The organism is Pantoea dispersa (assembly GCF_014155765.1).
Taxonomy (GTDB): Bacteria; Pseudomonadota; Gammaproteobacteria; order Enterobacterales; family Enterobacteriaceae; genus Pantoea; species Pantoea dispersa.
This window is the reverse complement of the sequence record NZ_SCKT01000008.1, coordinates 206,136-223,050: the sequence shown is the minus strand read 5'-3', so window position 1 is coordinate 223,050 and position 16,915 is coordinate 206,136. Positions and strand designations below refer to the sequence as shown.

General features: G+C 55.5%; 15 protein-coding genes. 8 read left to right on the top strand and 7 right to left on the bottom strand.

The annotated features are described in order from the left end of the window. Positions 1-143: 143 nt before the first annotated feature. Positions 144-647, bottom strand: a complete 504-nt coding sequence (gene mobB / locus H7K56_RS19695; protein ID WP_059011687.1) for a molybdopterin-guanine dinucleotide biosynthesis protein MobB — start codon at positions 645-647, stop codon at positions 144-146. Beyond that, the gene (gene mobA, locus H7K56_RS19690; protein ID WP_059011685.1) at positions 647-1,219 is read right to left on the bottom strand and encodes a molybdenum cofactor guanylyltransferase MobA; all 573 of its coding nucleotides are present in this window, start codon (positions 1,217-1,219) and stop codon (positions 647-649) included. Before mobA ends, mobB begins: the two co-directional genes overlap by 1 nt. Before the next feature lie 71 nt (positions 1,220-1,290). On the opposite strand from mobA, the gene H7K56_RS19685 reads away from it, so the two are divergent. The 5 genes from H7K56_RS19685 to spfP all read left to right on the top strand — a co-directional run bounded on the left by H7K56_RS19685 (position 1,291) and on the right by spfP (position 6,790). After that, positions 1,291-1,566: a YihD family protein gene (locus tag H7K56_RS19685; RefSeq protein ID WP_021313943.1), complete on the top strand. Its 276-nt coding sequence runs from the start codon at positions 1,291-1,293 to the stop codon at positions 1,564-1,566. 46 nt (positions 1,567-1,612) lie between these two features. Beyond that, positions 1,613-2,599 (top strand): serine/threonine protein kinase, encoded by a 987-nt coding sequence (locus H7K56_RS19680; protein WP_150361020.1) that lies wholly within the window; start codon positions 1,613-1,615, stop codon positions 2,597-2,599. A 26-nt stretch (positions 2,600-2,625) separates the two neighbouring features. Continuing rightward, positions 2,626-3,255, top strand: a complete 630-nt coding sequence (dsbA, locus tag H7K56_RS19675; protein WP_021507125.1) for a thiol:disulfide interchange protein DsbA — start codon at positions 2,626-2,628, stop codon at positions 3,253-3,255. Positions 3,256-3,677: 422 nt separating this feature from the next. After that, complete coding sequence (polA, locus tag H7K56_RS19670) at positions 3,678-6,467, top strand: DNA polymerase I (RefSeq protein WP_150361017.1); 2,790 nt, start codon at positions 3,678-3,680, stop codon at positions 6,465-6,467. A 275-nt stretch (positions 6,468-6,742) separates the two neighbouring features. Then, positions 6,743-6,790, top strand: a complete 48-nt coding sequence (gene spfP / locus H7K56_RS23585) for a small protein SpfP (RefSeq protein ID WP_071892919.1) — start codon at positions 6,743-6,745, stop codon at positions 6,788-6,790. 87 nt (positions 6,791-6,877) lie between these two features. Here the strand turns inward: spfP and yihA are convergent, their stop codons facing one another. Further along, positions 6,878-7,519 carry a ribosome biogenesis GTP-binding protein YihA/YsxC gene (gene yihA, locus H7K56_RS19665; RefSeq protein WP_031279643.1) on the bottom strand — a complete coding sequence of 214 codons (642 nt, stop codon included), beginning with the start codon at positions 7,517-7,519 and terminating at the stop codon, positions 6,878-6,880. Between the two features lie 555 nt (positions 7,520-8,074). Between yihA and yihI the strand changes: the two genes are divergently transcribed. Both yihI and hemN read left to right on the top strand, forming a co-directional pair. Then, positions 8,075-8,593: a Der GTPase-activating protein YihI gene (yihI, locus tag H7K56_RS19660; protein ID WP_058770999.1), complete on the top strand. Its 519-nt coding sequence runs from the start codon at positions 8,075-8,077 to the stop codon at positions 8,591-8,593. A 237-nt stretch (positions 8,594-8,830) separates the two neighbouring features. Further along, entirely contained in the window at positions 8,831-10,204 is a 1,374-nt protein-coding gene (hemN, locus tag H7K56_RS19655) for an oxygen-independent coproporphyrinogen III oxidase (RefSeq protein WP_150361016.1), read from the top strand. 29 nt (positions 10,205-10,233) lie between these two features. Here the strand turns inward: hemN and H7K56_RS19650 are convergent, their stop codons facing one another. The 4 genes from H7K56_RS19650 to glnA form a co-directional block, all read right to left on the bottom strand. Continuing rightward, positions 10,234-10,359, bottom strand: a complete 126-nt coding sequence (locus tag H7K56_RS19650) for a YshB family small membrane protein (protein ID WP_150361015.1) — start codon at positions 10,357-10,359, stop codon at positions 10,234-10,236. Positions 10,360-10,465: 106 nt separating this feature from the next. Then, positions 10,466-11,875: a nitrogen regulation protein NR(I) gene (gene glnG, locus H7K56_RS19645; protein WP_031279642.1), complete on the bottom strand. Its 1,410-nt coding sequence runs from the start codon at positions 11,873-11,875 to the stop codon at positions 10,466-10,468. Positions 11,876-11,882: 7 nt separating this feature from the next. Continuing rightward, entirely contained in the window at positions 11,883-12,932 is a 1,050-nt protein-coding gene (glnL, locus tag H7K56_RS19640; RefSeq protein ID WP_021507118.1) for a nitrogen regulation protein NR(II), read from the bottom strand. Positions 12,933-13,130: 198 nt separating this feature from the next. Next, a complete protein-coding gene (gene glnA, locus H7K56_RS19635) occupies positions 13,131-14,540 on the bottom strand; it encodes a glutamate--ammonia ligase (RefSeq protein WP_031279641.1) in 1,410 nt (469 codons plus the stop codon). Positions 14,541-14,980: 440 nt separating this feature from the next. On the opposite strand from glnA, the gene typA reads away from it, so the two are divergent. Then, positions 14,981-16,801: a ribosome-dependent GTPase TypA gene (gene typA, locus H7K56_RS19630; RefSeq protein WP_058771001.1), complete on the top strand. Its 1,821-nt coding sequence runs from the start codon at positions 14,981-14,983 to the stop codon at positions 16,799-16,801. The last annotated feature ends 114 nt before the right edge of the window (positions 16,802-16,915 follow it).

The following is a 16,915-nucleotide window of genomic DNA, read 5'->3' as shown; positions in this document are numbered from 1 at the left end:
CCGTAGCGCCGATGGTAGTGTGGGGCCTCCCCATGCGAGAGTAGGGAACTGCCAGGCATCAAACCAGTAAAGAAGCCCCGGACGAAAGTCCGGGGCTTTTTTACGTCCGTACTCCGGCAAATTTCCCGCCGAAAAACGTGTGATTAACGGTTTTTTAGCCACTGAACAATATACTCTGCAACCTGATCAGGCTGATTGATATCCAGCACCGGTACCTGAAGCGCTAACGCTTCATCCGTCGCTACGGCAATCACCCAGTCATCCAGCAATTCATCAATTTCTCCCTTAACGCCGCGCCGCCATAGCACCATCCTGGGCACGGGTTCCTGTTTAAACCCCTCGACCAGCACCAGATCCAGCGCGTCAGCGTCCATACGGCCTGCCAGCTCCATCAAACTTAGCGGCTGCTGTGGCGTTTCACACATCAACGCCCAGCGATTCTCGCTGGCGACGATCACCTGATCGGCTCCCGCTTTGCGCAGCAGATAACTGTCTTTTCCCGGCGTATCGATGTCCATCTGATGATGGGTATGCTTGATCAGCCCGGGGCGAATGCCCTGCGCTCTCAGTAGCGGAATCACCTGTTGTAACAGGGTGGTTTTGCCGGTGCCACTCCAGCCCACCACCGCCAGTAACGGCACACTCATCACGAACTTTCCTCATTAACCAAATCGTCAGGCGTATTGATATTGCGGAAGGCGGCTTCATCATCATCAAACAGTACGCTGTGTCCGCCATGTTCACACATAAACTGCATCAGACGGCGTTCTCCGCGCAGCAGCCACGCTTCCAGATTATCAGCCAGCGCACGATGCACCAAAGCCAGCGCCGGATGATCACGCTGACCCGATGTCACCCACACGGCGGCTGCTGCACCACGCTGCTGCCACAGCCGTGCAACAAAATCCTGCGGTAGCCACGGCGTATCACATGCGCAAAACGCCACCCATTCGGTCTGGCTGTGCCGCAGGCCGCTGAGCATGCCTGCCAGCGGACCGGGATAATCAGGCAGCGAATCACGAATTACCTGACAACCACTTGCCTGATAACGATCAATGTTACGGTTGGCGCTAATCAACACAATATTGACCTGCGGCTGTAAACGCTGCAGAACGTGCTGATAAAGCGGTTTGCCCTGTAATGGCAGCAAGCCCTTATCCTGACCTCCCATACGGCTGCCTTGCCCGCCTGCGAGGATCACACCGGTAAATGCGGTCATCTTCGTCTCCCTGTTTATTCTGGACGATACTTAACTCGCGGTAGCGAACCACCTGCGCAAAGGAATCAATGATGAAATATCACCGACTCAATGAACTGCTCGAACTGCTGCAGCCTGCCTGGCAGCAAGAACCCGATCTCAACCTGCTGGCATTTTTACAAAAACTGGCGCAGGAATCAGGTTTCAGTGGCCCATTAAGTGAATTAAGCGATGACGTATTGATTTACCATCTCAAAATGCGTGATGCCGGTAGTCAGGCTGTGATCCCGGGTCTGAAGAAAGATTATGAGGTGGACTTCAAAAGCGCGCTATTACGTGCACGCGGTGTGATCAAGGATGATGAGTAGTGTTATCCTTGCGCGTTCAACGCACAGGTAACACACAGGCACAATGATGAGCGAAGCCGCTTTTAATTTTCAGACGCTGAATCCCGACGTCATCCTTGATGCGCTCTGGGATGCCGGTCTGCGGGTCGAGTCCGGCTTAACCGCCCTGAACAGCTACGAAAACCGCGTTTATCAGTTCAGCGATGAGGATAAGCGACGCTATGTCGCTAAGTTCTATCGTCCGCAGCGCTGGAGCGCCGCGCAGATCGCTGAAGAGCATCGGTTTGCTCAGGATCTGCTGGACGATGAAGTGCCGGTTGCCGCGCCGCTGACGCTGCAGGGCAATACGCTCAATCAGCACGCAGGCTTTATGTTCGCGGTGTTTCCCAGCCTCGGTGGCCGGCAGTATGAAACCGACAATGAAGAGCAGATGGAGTGGGTAGGTCGTTTCCTTGGCCGTATCCATCAAACCGGACGCCACAGCCCGTTCCTCCAGCGGCCCACTCTGGGCCTGCAGGAGTATGTGGTTGAGCCACGTCTGCAGCTGGAACAGAGCGCGCTGGTGCCCGCCTCGCTGAAGGATGCGCTACTGAATGCGTTAGATAAACTCAGCGCCACGCTGCAGCAGAGCTGGCACAGCCAGTGGCAACCGCTCCGGCTGCACGGTGACTGCCATCCCGGCAATATTCTGTGGTGCGATGGGCCGATGTTTGTCGATCTCGATGACGCGCGCACCGGTCCGGCTGTGCAGGATTTGTGGATGCTGGTGAACGGCAGCCGTCAGGAGCAATTGATCCAGTGGGATATTTTGCTGGAAGCGTATAACGAATTTGGTGATTTCGATTTACACGAATTGACACTGATTGAGTCTTTACGCGCCATGCGCATGGTTTATTATCTGGCCTGGGTGGTACGCCGCTGGCAGGATCCCGCTTTTCCGCGCGCCTTCCCCTGGATGACCGATGAGGACTTCTGGCGCCGGCAGATTGCACTATTTATCGAGCAGGAAAGGCTGTTACACGAACCGCCGTTACAGCTTAGCCCGCAATTTTAATGAAGTACTCAGGAGATGTTCTCACGATGAAAAAGATTTGGTTTGCGCTGGTAGGTTTGATGCTGGCATTTAGCGCCTCAGCGGCACAGTTCAACGACGGTAAACAGTACGTTACGCTGCCAAAACCGGTCGCCGGTGAGCCGCAGGTTATGGAATTCTTCTCCTTCTTCTGCCCGCACTGCTACCAGTTTGAACGCATTTACCACGTCAGCGATGCGGTGAGAAAGAATCTGCCAGCGGATACCAAAGTGACCAAATATCACGTTGATTTCCTCGGCGGCGACTTCGGTCCGGTGGTCACGCATGCGTGGGCAGTGGCAATGGCGCTGGGTGTGGAAGATAAAGTGACCGCACCGATTTTCGACGGCATCCAGAAGACCCAGACCATTACCGACGCAGCCAGCCTGAAAGAAACCTTCATTAAAGCAGCGGGTATCACCTCTGAAGATTACGATGCAGCGTGGAACAGCTTCGCCGTGAAGGCGCTGGTTGCACAGCAGCAGAAAGCGGCCTCGGATGTTAATCTGCAGGGCGTACCGGCGATTTTCGTTAACGGCAAATACATGGTTAACAACGGTGGCCTGGACACCAGCTCAATGGATAACTTCGTGGCGGATTATGCCAACGTCGTGAAATTCCTGGTTGAGAAAAAGTAATTAAGCGCTGAAAACGCGATGGCTTATGCTGTAGCGGCGCGGTTATCACCCGCCGCTCCAGTGAAACCAACCCACACCACATCCTTAATTCACTGAGCCATTCATCCCTCACCGCCAGCGTTTTTGATTACCCTTTCGCTTAATATCCACATAGACGATCGCCTTTTTAAAAAGGTGTTACGTATCACGGCAAGATTATAACTGACTGATTGTAAAAACATTTTAATCGTAAAATGATTGCAATTAACGTAAATAACAATACGTTATGAATTTTACGCACAAAGTTATCCACAAGATGATCCTTGCGATCCGCGCCGCGTAACCGCGAAAAAGATCCTCACTTTCTGCTGTTACTTCAACATTGTTCGCTGGTTGTGGCATCCTTATAACCCTGATTATCGCAACGAAGAAAATACAAACCTATGGCGCAAATTGCAGAAAATCCCCTGATTCTGGTAGATGGCTCTTCCTACCTCTACCGTGCATATCATGCCTTTCCGCCGCTGACCAACAGTGCGGGTGAGCCAACCGGCGCCATGTATGGTGTGCTCAACATGCTGAAAAGCCTGCTGATGCAGTATCAACCCAGCCATGTGGCTGTGGTCTTCGATGCCAAAGGCAAAACGTTCCGCGATGAGCTGTTTGAAAATTACAAATCGCATCGTCCACCGATGCCGGACGATTTACGCGCGCAAATCGCGCCGCTGCACGAGATGGTAAAAGCCATGGGGCTGCCGCTGCTGGCGGTGTCCGGCGTGGAAGCCGATGACGTAATCGGCACGCTGGCGCTGGAAGCGGAAAAGCAGGGGCGTGCGGTGCTGATCAGCACCGGCGATAAAGACATGGCGCAGCTGGTGACGCCGGGCATTACCCTGATTAACACCATGACCAACACCGTGCTCGGTCCGGAAGAAGTCGAGCAGAAATACGGAGTACCGCCTTCGCTGATTATCGATTTCCTCGCCATGATGGGCGACAGCTCGGATAACATCCCGGGCGTTCCGGGCGTGGGCGAGAAAACCGCACAGGCGCTGCTGCAGGGGCTGGGCGGCATGCATTCCATCTACGACAACCTTGATAAAGTGGCCGGCCTCTCCTTCCGTGGAGCAAAAACCATGGCGGCGAAGCTGGAGCAGAATCGCGATGTGGCGTTTCTCTCCTACCAGCTGGCGACCATCAAAACCGATGTGGAACTGGAACTGGCCTGCGAGCAGCTGACGGTTAACGAGCCTGACGTTGAAGCATTGCAGACGCTGTTTAGCCGCTATGAATTCAAACGCTGGCTAGCCGATCTGCAGGAAGGAAAATGGCTGCAGGGTAAAAAGAGTAATAGCCAGGCGCAGAAATCGCTGCCGGATGAACCCGTCGTGGCCGCAGCGGAAACGGTCAGCGTGCTGTCATCCGACGGCTATGTCACCATCCTCGACGAGGCGACCTTTGCCGACTGGCTGAAAAAACTGCAAAGCGCCGACGTGTTTGCTTTTGACCTGGAAACCGATTCGCTGGATACCCTGAGCGCCAATATTGTCGGCATTGCCTTCGCCGTGGCACCGGGCGAGGCCGCTTACCTGCCGGTGGCGCATGACTATCTTGACGCGCCACCGCAGCTGGATCGCGCCGCGGTGCTGAAGCAGCTGAAACCGCTGCTGGAGGACAGTAAAGCAGCGAAGGTCGGGCAGAATCTGAAGTACGATCGTGGCGTACTGAAAAATTACGATATTGAGCTGAACGGCATCAAATTCGACACCATGCTGGAGTCTTACTGCCTGAACAGCGTCGGCGGCAAGCATGACATGGACAGCCTGGCGGCCCGCTGGCTTAACCACAAAACCGTCACTTTCGAAGAAATCGCCGGTAAAGGTAAAAATCAGCTCACCTTCAATCAGATCGCGCTTGAGCAGGCGGCGCACTATGCGGCAGAAGACGCTGACGTCACGCTGCAGCTGCACCTGCAGATGTGGCCGAAGCTGGAGCAGGAAGCCGGTCCGAAGCAGGTATTCGAGGCGATTGAGATGCCGCTGGTGACGGTCATTTCCCGCGTAGAGCGCAACGGTGTGCTGATCGATCAGAATATCCTCGCGAAACATTCGCAGGAGCTGACCACGCGTCTGGCCGAGCTGGAGCAGAAGGCGCACGAGCTGGCCGGCGAGCCTTTCAACCTCTCCTCCACCAAACAGCTGCAAACCATTCTGTTTGAGAAGCAGGGGATTAAGCCGACGAAGAAAACGCCGGGCGGCGCGCCATCGACCAGTGAAGAAGTGCTGGCTGAGCTGGCGCTCGACTATCCGCTGCCGAAAGTGATTCTTGAGCATCGCGGCCTGTCGAAGCTGAAATCCACTTACACCGATAAGCTGCCGCAGATGATCAATCCGATCACCGGCCGGGTACACACCTCTTATCACCAGGCGGTGACGGCCACCGGACGACTCTCCTCGACCGACCCGAACCTGCAAAACATTCCGGTGCGCAACGAAGAGGGACGGCGCATTCGTCAGGCGTTTATCGCGGGCGCGGATAAGCGCATCGTGGCCGCCGACTATTCGCAGATTGAGCTGCGTATCATGGCGCACCTGTCGCAGGACAAAGGCCTGCTGGATGCGTTTGCGCAGGGTGAGGATATCCACCGCGCCACGGCGTCCGAAGTGTTTGGTGTGGCGCTGAGCAAGGTTTCCGGTGAGCAGCGCCGCAGTGCGAAAGCGATTAACTTCGGACTGATTTATGGCATGAGCGCATTTGGTTTGTCGCGTCAGCTGAACATTGGTGCCGGCGAAGCGAAGAAGTACATGGATCTCTACTTTGAGCGCTATCCGGGCGTGCTGCGTTATATGGAAGCGACGCGCGCGCAAGCTGCGGATAAGGGGTACGTCGAGACGCTGGATGGGCGTCGTCTGTGGCTGCCGGACATCAACTCCAGCAATGCTATTCGCCGTAAAGCCGCCGAACGAGCAGCGATCAACGCACCGATGCAGGGTACCGCGGCAGACATCATCAAACGTGCCATGATCGCCGTTGACGGCTGGGTGCTGCAGCAGAACAGTGACGAGGTGAAAATGATCATGCAGGTACACGATGAACTGGTATTTGAGATCCACAAAGATGCCGTCGCAGGTGCCAGCCAGACGATCCGCGAACTGATGGAGAACAGCATGAAGCTGGATGTACCGCTGCAGGTTGAAGTGGGAACCGGCGATAACTGGGATCAGGCGCACTAAGGGCCCGCTGCCCGCCGCAGATGCAGGCGGCGGGTAACGTCATAAGAAAAAAGTTTACTTAATCGGTTCAGCCGGTCATCAAAACTGCCGGTAAAATACAGGTTAAGTAACTGCTTATCGGCTAAGCATTTTTTTGGTAATTAAACTACAAGCCCTGCGCGAAAATGTGACGAAGCTGGTAAAAAAGATGTCGAATTCTGAAACTTAACAACAAAAAACCCTTTGTTGGTCAGAAAAAATCGGGTAAAGTTCATCGCGTAGGGTACAGAGGTAAGATGTTCTATCTTTCAGACCTTTTACTTCACGTAATCGGATTTGGCTGAATATTAGCCGCCCCAGTCATTTATGACTGGGGCGTTTTTTATTGGGCTTTTTCTGAAAAAAAGCGGACGCAAAGGCCCACTCTGGCGCTATTCTGACAGCGCTTCACCGTCGCCTTCCTGCGCCGGGGTCAGCTCGCTAAACCAGGTATCGAGTTTCTGACGCAGCTTATCGACGCCCAGTTTTTTCAGCGATGAGAACATCTCGACCTGGACATCGCCCATAAATGCCAGCGATGCCTCACGCACCATGTTCAGCTGCGCTTTACGGGCACCGGAAGCCAGCTTGTCGGCTTTAGTCAGCAAAATCATAACCGGGATACCGCTCTGCACCGCCCACTCAACCATTTGCTGATCGAGATCTTTAAGCGGATGGCGGATATCCATCAGTACCACCAGTCCTTTCAGGGCCTGACGTTTCTGCAAATATTCACCCAGCGCGCGCTGCCATTTACGCTTCATCTCTTCCGGGACTTCCGCATAACCGTAACCTGGTAAATCCACCAGGCGTTTGCCTTCCACCACTTCAAACAGGTTAATCAGCTGCGTGCGGCCTGGTGTTTTACTGGTACGCGCCAGGCTTTTCTGGTTGGTCAGGGTATTCAGCGCGCTGGATTTGCCTGCATTTGAGCGCCCGGCAAAGGCAACTTCAATGCCCGTATCCGCCGGTAGATGACGAATATCCGGCGCGCTGAGCATGAAATGGGTGACGTGATAGTTCAAAGCAGACAATGTAAAACTCCAGCAGAATGATCGGGCAATGGCGCTGATTATACCTGTTATGGCGCAAAAGTGCCCGACAGGCGTCTTAACGCGCCATTTTGTAAGAGATCGCCGCTAACTGCTACCAGTGATGACGGATTCATGGAACATTCATTCGCTATATTACCGTTTATTTTCATTGGCTTACTTTAAACATGAAAAAGACCGCTCTAAATTAGAGACAAGTCTCACTTGTTCAATTTACTGTTTGGTCTACATTTGTTGTCAGTGCACGGCAGCACCCATCAGGATGATGAGCTCAGGAGCGTCGGGGATGACCGCGAGCATGGCAGGAGAGCGATTCAGGCAGGAATCGGACAGGGACAGGGATTACTCGCAGGAGCGATGTGGCGATGGAGCAACCGGGACGTTGTGAGCCGTAAAGGATTTGACGCGTGTTTCCTTCGTATGAAGGTGCGAAATAAGGCGATAGCACAGGCTATCGCCTTTTTTCTTTGTCATCTTTCTGCTAGATTTCGCCGCAATTCTATACTGAACTCACCAGGCATCGCCGAGACCGAACACATGAAGCAACCTGCACCAGCCCAGCGTGGCAAACCTGCTGCTAAAGCGAAACGCAAATCGCGTGAAGAACTGAATCAGGAAGCCCGCGATCGCAAGCGCGATAAAAAGCACAGCGGCCACAAATCCGGCAGCCGCGCCAACCCGGAAACGCAAAGCGCCGGTAAAGGGCACAGCAAAAAGAGCGCCGATCCGCGCGTGGGCAGCAAAAAGCCAGTCGCGCTGGTGGCGGACGGCAAAACCCTGCCCGAAAAGAAAGTGGCGAAGCCAAAGCCCAAAGCCGAAAAAGTGCGCCTGACGCCGCAGGAAGAGCTGGCCAAGCTGGAGAACGATGAGCGTCTCGACACGCTGCTCGATCGCCTTGAGAGCGGCGAAACCCTGAGCGCAGAAGATCAGGCGTGGCTGGATGAGACGCTGGATCGCATTGACGAGCTGATGGAAACGCTGGGCATTGCGCTGGACGACGACGCCGAAGACGAGCAGGCAGAAGAGGATATGATGCGCCTGCTTAAGGGCCACTAACCGCCATTTTTGATCGGCATGCGGCTTTGCGCATGCCGCGCTAAACAGGTATTCACCTATGTTTTGGCCTGGATCAATTTTAGCGCTGCTGCTGACGTGTTATCTGCTGTGGTTATTGTTTAAACTACGCCGCCTGTCGCGGCTGAAATCGCGCTTACGGCGGCGTTCCGCCCAGCGCTTCGTCTCCTCTTCTGCCACGCGACCCGCCCTCAGACGACGTCACCGTAAGGAGTGAGCATGTCATCGCAGCAGATTGAGTGGGATCAGCGGCTCATCGAAAAATACAATTACGCCGGTCCGCGTTACACCTCCTATCCCACCGCGCTGGAATTCAGTGAAAGCTTTGGCGCGAGCGATTTTCAGCGCGCGGTTGAGCGCTATCCCGAGCGCGCGCTATCGCTGTATGTGCATATCCCGTTCTGCCATCGTCTGTGTTACTTCTGCGGCTGCAATAAAATTGTGACGCGCCAGCTGCACAAGGCCGATCGCTATCTGGAGGTTCTGGCGCAGGAGATTCGTCAGCGCGCTCCGCTGTTTGCCGGCCGTCGCGTTACGCAGCTGCACTGGGGCGGCGGCACGCCCACCTTCCTTAATCAGCAGCAGGTCAGCCGGCTGGTGGCGCTGCTGCGCAGCCATTTCGACATCGCTGACGATGTTGAGATGTCGATCGAAGTCGATCCGCGTGAAATTGAGCTGGAGATGATCGATCATCTGCGCGCGGAGGGCTTCAATCGCCTGAGCATGGGCGTGCAGGATTTCAACAAGGCGGTGCAGGAGCGGGTCAACCGCGTTCAGGATGAAGAGACCATTTTCGCCCTGGTGCAGCGTGCCCGCGCGCAGGGATTCCGCTCAGTCAGTCTGGATTTAATCTACGGCCTGCCGCTACAGACGCCAGAGAGCTTTGCCTTTACGCTGCAGCGGGTGATTGCGCTCAATCCGGATCGCCTCAGCGTCTTCAACTATGCGCACATGCCTGCGCTGTTTGCCGCTCAGCGCAAAATCAAAGATGAGGAACTGCCCACGGCGGCGCAGAAGCTGCAGATCCTGCAGCAAACCATCGCGACGCTGACCGGTGCGGGTTACCAGTTTATTGGCATGGACCATTTTGCCAAACCGGATGATGAGCTGGCGGTAGCACAGCGTGCCGGCGTGCTGCATCGCAATTTCCAGGGTTATACCACGCAGGGCGAAACCGAACTGCTCGGGCTGGGCGTTTCGGCCATCAGCATGCTGGGCGACAGCTATGCGCAGAATCAGAAAGAGTTAAAAGCCTGGTATGCCAGCGTTGAGCAGCAGGGCCATGCGCTGTGGCGCGGCTTATCTCTCAGCGAAGATGATTGTCTGCGGCGGGATGTGATTAAAGCGCTGATCTGTAACTTTGCGCTGGATTTTGCCGACATCGAAGCCCGGTGGCCAGTGGTGTTTGAACGCTATTTTGCTGAGGACTTAGCGCTGCTGGCGCCGCTGGTGGCGGACGGCTTGCTTGAGATCGGTGAGCGCCGGCTGCAGGTCACCGGCATTGGCCGTCTGCTGATTCGCAACATCTGCATGTGCTTTGACCGCTATCTGCGGCAGAAAGCGCGGATGCAGCAATTTTCGCGGGTAATTTAAGCATAAAGGGAGCCAGCGCTCCCTTTATGTTAACTGAACAGACTGAAGCTGATGGCGCAGACCACGGCGGCCAGCGCGGTTTGCGGTGAGTGAGTCACAGCATTACCGATTGCCGCCACGTTATGCGCGATCAGCTGGATGACAGATTGCAACATGTTAGCCTCTCCCGATTGCCGCCCGTATGATACTGAACGGCACCGGTCTGTACAGATGTTACGCGCAGAAAGTGTGCAATAAATAACCCTTTTACACTTTTCCGCGTTATTCCATGCCCAGTTCTTTCAGTTTACGCGTGAGCGTATTGCGGCCCCAGCCCAGTAAACGTGCCGCTTCCTGCTTATGGCCCTGCGTATGACGCAGGGCAGTGGTCAGCAGCGTACGCTCCATCTCCGGCTGTGCTTCTGACAGCAGGTTTTGATGACCGGAACGCAGCGCGCGGTCTGCCCACTGCGCCAGCAGCGTTGCCCAGCTGTCCGGCAGCGACTGCACCGGATTTTCCGGCGTACTCGACTCAAACAGCTCCGGCGGCAGATCCTGAATCAGCACTTCCTGGCCTGCGGCCATGACCGTCAGCCAGCGGCAGGTGTTCTCCAGCTGGCGCACGTTACCCGACCAGTGCAGTCGCGTCAGCGCGGCTTCAGTCTCCGGATGCAGAATTTTCGCTTCTACGCCCAGCTCACGCGCTGCGACCTGCAGGAAGTAGCGCGCCAGACGCGGGATATCCTCACGACGTTCACGCAGCGGCGGCAGATGCACGCGAATCACGTTGAGGCGATGGAACAGGTCCTCACGGAATTTGCCTTCCTGCACGCGCAGCTCCAGATTCTGGTGGGTAGCGGCGATGATGCGCACATCCACTTTGACCGGCGCATAGCCACCAACACGATAGAACTGGCCATCGGCCAGCACGCGCAGCAGGCGCGTCTGCACATCAAGCGGCATATCGCCGATTTCGTCGAGAAACAGCGTGCCGCCATCGGCCTGCTCAAAGCGGCCCTGACGAATCTGGTTCGCGCCGGTAAACGCGCCTTTCTCGTGGCCAAACAGCTCCGATTCGATCAAATCCTTCGGGATCGCCGCCATATTCAGCGCGATAAACGGGGATTTGGCGCGCGGGCTGTGGCGATGCAGCGCATGCGCGACCAGCTCTTTACCGGTACCGGACTCGCCGTTGATCAGCACGCTGATCGACGAACGCGACAGACGGCCGATGATGCGGAAGACATCCTGCATCGCCGGCGCTTCGCCGATGATGTCGGTGGTCGGGCCGCTTACCGGCTGATTGCGCGGCTGCTGCTGCTCCTGATAGTGACTGATGGCACGCTCTACCAGCGCGACCGCTTCATCAATATCAAACGGCTTAGGCAGGTAATCAAATGCGCCCTGCTGATAAGCGCTGACCGCCGCGTCGAGGTCCGAATGCGCGGTCATAATGATGACCGGCAGCATCGGATGACGCTGTTTGATCTGCTTCAGCAGCGCCAGACCATCCATGCCTGGCATACGAATATCCGACAATAATACGTCCGGGGTTTTGGTCGAGAGCGCATCCAGCACCTCGTTGCCGCTGTCAAAGGTGGCGCAGCTTAAACCGGCTCCAGTGAGCGCACGTTCAAGCACCCAGCGGATGGAGCTATCGTCATCGACGATCCAGACTATCCCTCGTTGCATAGAAACCTCACTGGCGAATAGGCAGGTAAACCGAGAATTCGGTGTGGCCTGGCCAACTGTTAAATTCAATTTTTCCCGAATGCTGATCAATCAGGCTGCGGGCGATAGAGAGACCTAAACCGGTGCCGCCTTCGCGTCCGCTGACCATCGGATAGAACAGCGTATCCTGCAGCTGGGCCGGAATGCCCGGGCCATCATCTTCAATGTCGATACGCGCCACCAGCCGGTAACGCGTGCCGTGTAACGTCAGCTGAAACGCGGTACGGGTACGGATGACAATGGTGCCGCCCGCTTCGCCCAGCGCCTGCAGCGCGTTACGCACCACGTTGAGCAGCACCTGCTCAATCTGGTCCGGGTCGTGCGGCAGCTCCGGCAGGCTGGGGTCATAATCACGCACCAGCGAGACGTTTTCCGGCAGCTCCATCGACACCAGGTTAACCACACGTTCAGCCACCTGATGGATGCTCTGGGTCACGTGCAGTCCGGGCTGCTGCGGACCCAGCAGGCGGTCGACCAGGTTACGCAGCCGGTCGGCCTGCTCAATAATCACTTTGGTATATTCATTCAGCGCCGGATCGGGCAGGGCGCGCGATAACAGCTGCGCCGCGCCGCGCAATCCGCCGAGCGGGTTTTTAATTTCGTGCGCCAGGCCACGAACCAGATCGCGCGCGGCAACCTGCTGGGCGTGCTGAATCTGCTCCTGGCTGAGACGGCGCTGATTATCCATCGGCGCCATTTCCAGCAGAATAAATCCGTCGGGTAGGCGCTGTGCCGTGAGCGACATAATGTGCGCGCGGCCATCCACCACTAACGTGACTTCGCTATCGGTAAAGCCCTGGCCTGCCCCTAAACTCTCGCTCATTACCTCAATGTTCAGCGAAAAATAGCCGGTAAGTTCCGGTAAGGGCGTGCCGAACAATTTTCGTGAGCTTTGCGCCAGTAATTGCTGGGCCGCCGGGTTGGCGTAGTGGATAACCAGATCGTTATCGACCAGCAAAATACTGTTGATCAGGGAGTTGAGAATCTGCCCCGCGTCGGGCAGCGTGCCAGTTGCCATACAGCGTTCCTCTGCACTAAATTAGTGCATTATAGCCTTTGGGGACGCAAATCTATCCGTCGAACGATGAATTCGCGGTGAAAAAAGCCCATCCGGAGATGGGCTAAAGTTTCCACGGCAACAAAAAATCTTCAGCGCCAGGATTAGCACCGTCGCGGCGTTGGCGGCTACGGTGCATCTGCGCGAATCTTTTAAGGATTAAACGCTGTAGTACAGTTCGAACTCAACCGGGTGCGGCGTCATGCGTACGCGGTCGTTGTCAGCTTTACGCAGTTCGATGTAAGCATCGATAGCGTCGTCGGTGAACACGCCGCCACGGGTCAGGAACTCGCGGTCTTCGTTCAGTGCGTTCAGCGCTTCTTCCAGTGAACCGGCCACTTTTGGAATCTCAGCTTCTTCTTCCGGCGGCAGGTCGTACAGGTTTTTGTCCATCGCATCGCCAGGGTGGATCTTGTTGATCACGCCGTCGAGGCCGGCCATCAGCAGTGCGGTGAACGCCAGGTATGGGTTAGCCGCTGGATCCGGGAAGCGCGCTTCGATACGACGTGCTTTCGGGCTGGCCACCACCGGGATACGGATAGAGGCAGAACGGTTACGCGCTGAGTAAGCCAGCATTACCGGTGCTTCGTAGCCTGGGACCAGACGCTTGTATGAGTTGGTGGTCGGGTTTGCCAGGGCGTTGATGGCTTTAGCGTGCTTGATGATACCGCCGATGTAGAACAGGGCAGTTTCAGACAGGCCGCCGTATTTGTCGCCAGAGAACAGGTTTACGCCGCCTTTAGACAGTGACATGTGGCAGTGCATACCGGAACCGTTGTCGCCAAACATCGGCTTCGGCATAAAGGTAGCCGTTTTGCCGTAGGCGTGCGCGACGTTGTGCACGACATATTTGTAGATCTGAATTTCGTCAGCTTTCTTGGTCATGGTGTTGAAGCGGGTAGCCACTTCGTTCTGACCAGCTGTAGCCACTTCGTGGTGATGCGCTTCTACCACCAGACCCATCTGCTCCATGGTCAGACACATGGCAGAACGGATGTCCTGTGATGAATCAACCGGTGGCACCGGGAAGTAGCCGCCTTTCAGACCTGGACGGTGACCTTTGTTACCGCCTTCGTACTCTTTACCGGTGTTCCAGGCTGCTTCGATGTCGTCGATAGCCACGTGTGAGCCGGAAGTTGAAGAGCCGAAACGGATGTCGTCAAACAGGAAGAACTCTGGCTCAGGTCCGAACAGTACGGTGTCGGCGATGCCGGAAGAACGCAGGAACTCTTCTGCGCGCTTGGCAATGGAGCGCGGGTCGCGATCGTAGCCCTGCAGCGTGCCTGGCTCGAGAATGTCACAGCGGATGATGAGCGTTGGATCTTCGAAGAACGGATCCATTACGGCAGTTGTTGCATCCGGCATCAGCACCATGTCTGATTCGTTAATGCCTTTCCAGCCGCCGATGGAAGAGCCATCGAACATTTTGCCTTCTTCGAAGAAGTCAGCGTTAACCTGGTGAGCAGGGATAGTAACGTGCTGTTCTTTACCTTTGGTATCGGTAAAACGCAGGTCAACAAACTTAACTTCGTGCTCGTTCATCATCGAGAGAACGTGTTCAGCGGACATACTCAACTCTCCTGGAAATGGTCATTTTGTCGTCGTGGTGAGAGAACTTCTGTTGCCGGGAATGTGTCACGACTACTGACCACCCCTGACCAAGATCTCGGCAAGCTCTTCAACCGTTGTGCAACTGTCGTTTTCGCTTAAAAGATATAAAGCGAATTCTGTGCCAACTTTATTACAATGGTGAAAATGGCGCTGTGATGCGCCCTGCGGTGAGACGACGGCTGCACCAGCGTGGATGGAATGCACCAAAATAGTGCCGTCAGTTTAGGGGTAAGCACTTAAATGGTGCAAAGCGCCATCAAAGTGCAGCTTAATGCACCGTTATTGGTGCTAAAAACGCGCACTGCGAGAATCTTTCGGCGAAAACTGTGATCATGTTCAGTCTTTCGCTTAATCCGTGTACAATACCGCGTTATTTCTATAATGCCTGAGGCAAAGCTGTGATCGAAAATTTGCGTAACATCGCCATCATCGCGCACGTTGACCATGGAAAGACCACCCTGGTTGACAAACTGCTGCAACAGTCCGGTACTTTTGATGCCCGTACCGAAGCGACTGAGCGCGTGATGGACTCCAACGATTTGGAGAAAGAGCGTGGGATTACCATCCTCGCGAAAAACACCGCCATCAAATGGAACGACTACCGTATCAACATCGTTGATACCCCAGGACACGCCGACTTCGGTGGTGAAGTTGAGCGCGTCATGTCCATGGTGGATTCGGTGCTGCTGGTTGTAGACGCGATGGATGGCCCTATGCCGCAAACCCGCTTCGTAACCAAGAAAGCCTTTGCCCACGGTTTGAAGCCGATTGTAGTCATCAACAAAGTTGACCGTCCTGGCGCGCGTCCGGACTGGGTTGTTGACCAGGTATTTGACCTGTTCGTTAACCTCGACGCGACTGACGAGCAGCTCGATTTCCCGATCATTTATGCGTCTGCGCTGAATGGTATCGCCGGTCTGGATCACACCGACATGGCTGACGACATGACCCCGCTGTATCAGGCAATCGTCGACCACGTTTCTCCACCGCAGGTTGAAGTTGAAGCCCCACTGCAGATGCAGATCTCGCAGCTGGACTACAACAACTACCTCGGCGTAATCGGTATCGGCCGCATCAAGCGCGGTAAAGTGAAGCCAAACCAGCAGGTTACTGTGATCGACAGCGAAGGGAAAACCCGTAACGCGAAAGTCGGTAAAGTGCTGGGCCATCTGGGTCTGGAGCGTATTGAATCCGATCTGGCTGAAGCGGGCGACATCATCGCTATCACCGGTCTGGGCGAGCTGAACATCTCCGACACCATCTGCGACACGCAGAATGTGGAAGCGCTGCCAGCGCTGAGCGTGGATGAGCCAACCGTAACCATGTTCTTCAACGTCAACACCTCACCGTTCTGTGGTAAAGAAGGTAAGTTTGTGACGTCGCGTCAGATCCTTGAGCGTCTGAACAAAGAGCTGGTGCACAACGTAGCGCTGCGCGTAGAAGAAACTGAAGATGCTGATGCATTCCGCGTATCCGGTCGTGGTGAGCTGCACCTGTCAGTTCTGATCGAGAATATGCGTCGTGAAGGCTACGAGCTGGCGGTATCCCGTCCGAAAGTTATCTACCGTGAATTCGAAGGCCGCAAGCAGGAGCCATTCGAAAACGTTACCCTCGACATCGAAGAGACCCACCAGGGTTCAGTGATGCAGGCGATGGGTGAGCGTAAAGGCGACCTGAAAAACATGGATCCGGATGGTAAAGGCCGCGTACGTCTCGACTACGTGATCCCAAGCCGTGGTCTGATCGGCTTCCGTAACGAATTCATGACTATGACTTCCGGTACCGGTCTGCTGTACTCCACCTTCAGCCACTACGACGACGTGCGTCCGGGCGAAGTGGGCCAGCGTCAGAACGGCGTGCTGATCTCCAACGGTCAGGGTAAAGCGGTTGCCTTCGCCCTGTTCGGCCTGCAGGATCGCGGTAAGCTGTTCCTCGGTCACGGTGCGGAAGTGTATGAAGGCCAGATCATCGGTATTCACAGCCGTTCTAACGACCTGACCGTAAACTGCCTGACCGGTAAGAAACTGACCAACATGCGTGCGTCAGGTACTGACGAAGCTACCACCCTGGTACCACCGCAGAAAATGACGCTGGAGCAGGCTATCGAGTTCATCGATGACGACGAACTGGTAGAAGTGACGCCGCAGTCAGTACGTATTCGTAAACGCCACCTGACCGAGAACGATCGCAAACGCGCGTCTCGCGGCAGCAAAGAGTAAGCGAAATCGTCTGATAATGAGCCCCGCACCCGCGGGGCTTTTTTTTGCCTGCCGTCTGAGGCAGCGCGACCCGCACGAAATCAGACCCCGCTTGCGGAATGCGGATTTCCCCTA

Coding starts and splice junctions, on each gene's coding strand:
- mobB (WP_059011687.1), bottom strand. CDS start 647: ATGAGTGTGCCGTTACTGGCGGTGGTGGGCTGGAGTGGCACCGGCAAA.
- mobA (WP_059011685.1), bottom strand. CDS start 1,219: ATGACCGCATTTACCGGTGTGATCCTCGCAGGCGGGCAAGGCAGCCGT.
- H7K56_RS19685 (WP_021313943.1), top strand. CDS start 1,291: ATGAAATATCACCGACTCAATGAACTGCTCGAACTGCTGCAGCCTGCC.
- H7K56_RS19680 (WP_150361020.1), top strand. CDS start 1,613: ATGAGCGAAGCCGCTTTTAATTTTCAGACGCTGAATCCCGACGTCATC.
- dsbA (WP_021507125.1), top strand. CDS start 2,626: ATGAAAAAGATTTGGTTTGCGCTGGTAGGTTTGATGCTGGCATTTAGC.
- polA (WP_150361017.1), top strand. CDS start 3,678: ATGGCGCAAATTGCAGAAAATCCCCTGATTCTGGTAGATGGCTCTTCC.
- yihI (WP_058770999.1), top strand. CDS start 8,075: ATGAAGCAACCTGCACCAGCCCAGCGTGGCAAACCTGCTGCTAAAGCG.
- hemN (WP_150361016.1), top strand. CDS start 8,831: ATGTCATCGCAGCAGATTGAGTGGGATCAGCGGCTCATCGAAAAATAC.
- H7K56_RS19650 (WP_150361015.1), bottom strand. CDS start 10,359: ATGTTGCAATCTGTCATCCAGCTGATCGCGCATAACGTGGCGGCAATC.
- glnG (WP_031279642.1), bottom strand. CDS start 11,875: ATGCAACGAGGGATAGTCTGGATCGTCGATGACGATAGCTCCATCCGC.
- glnL (WP_021507118.1), bottom strand. CDS start 12,932: ATGGCAACTGGCACGCTGCCCGACGCGGGGCAGATTCTCAACTCCCTG.
- glnA (WP_031279641.1), bottom strand. CDS start 14,540: ATGTCCGCTGAACACGTTCTCTCGATGATGAACGAGCACGAAGTTAAG.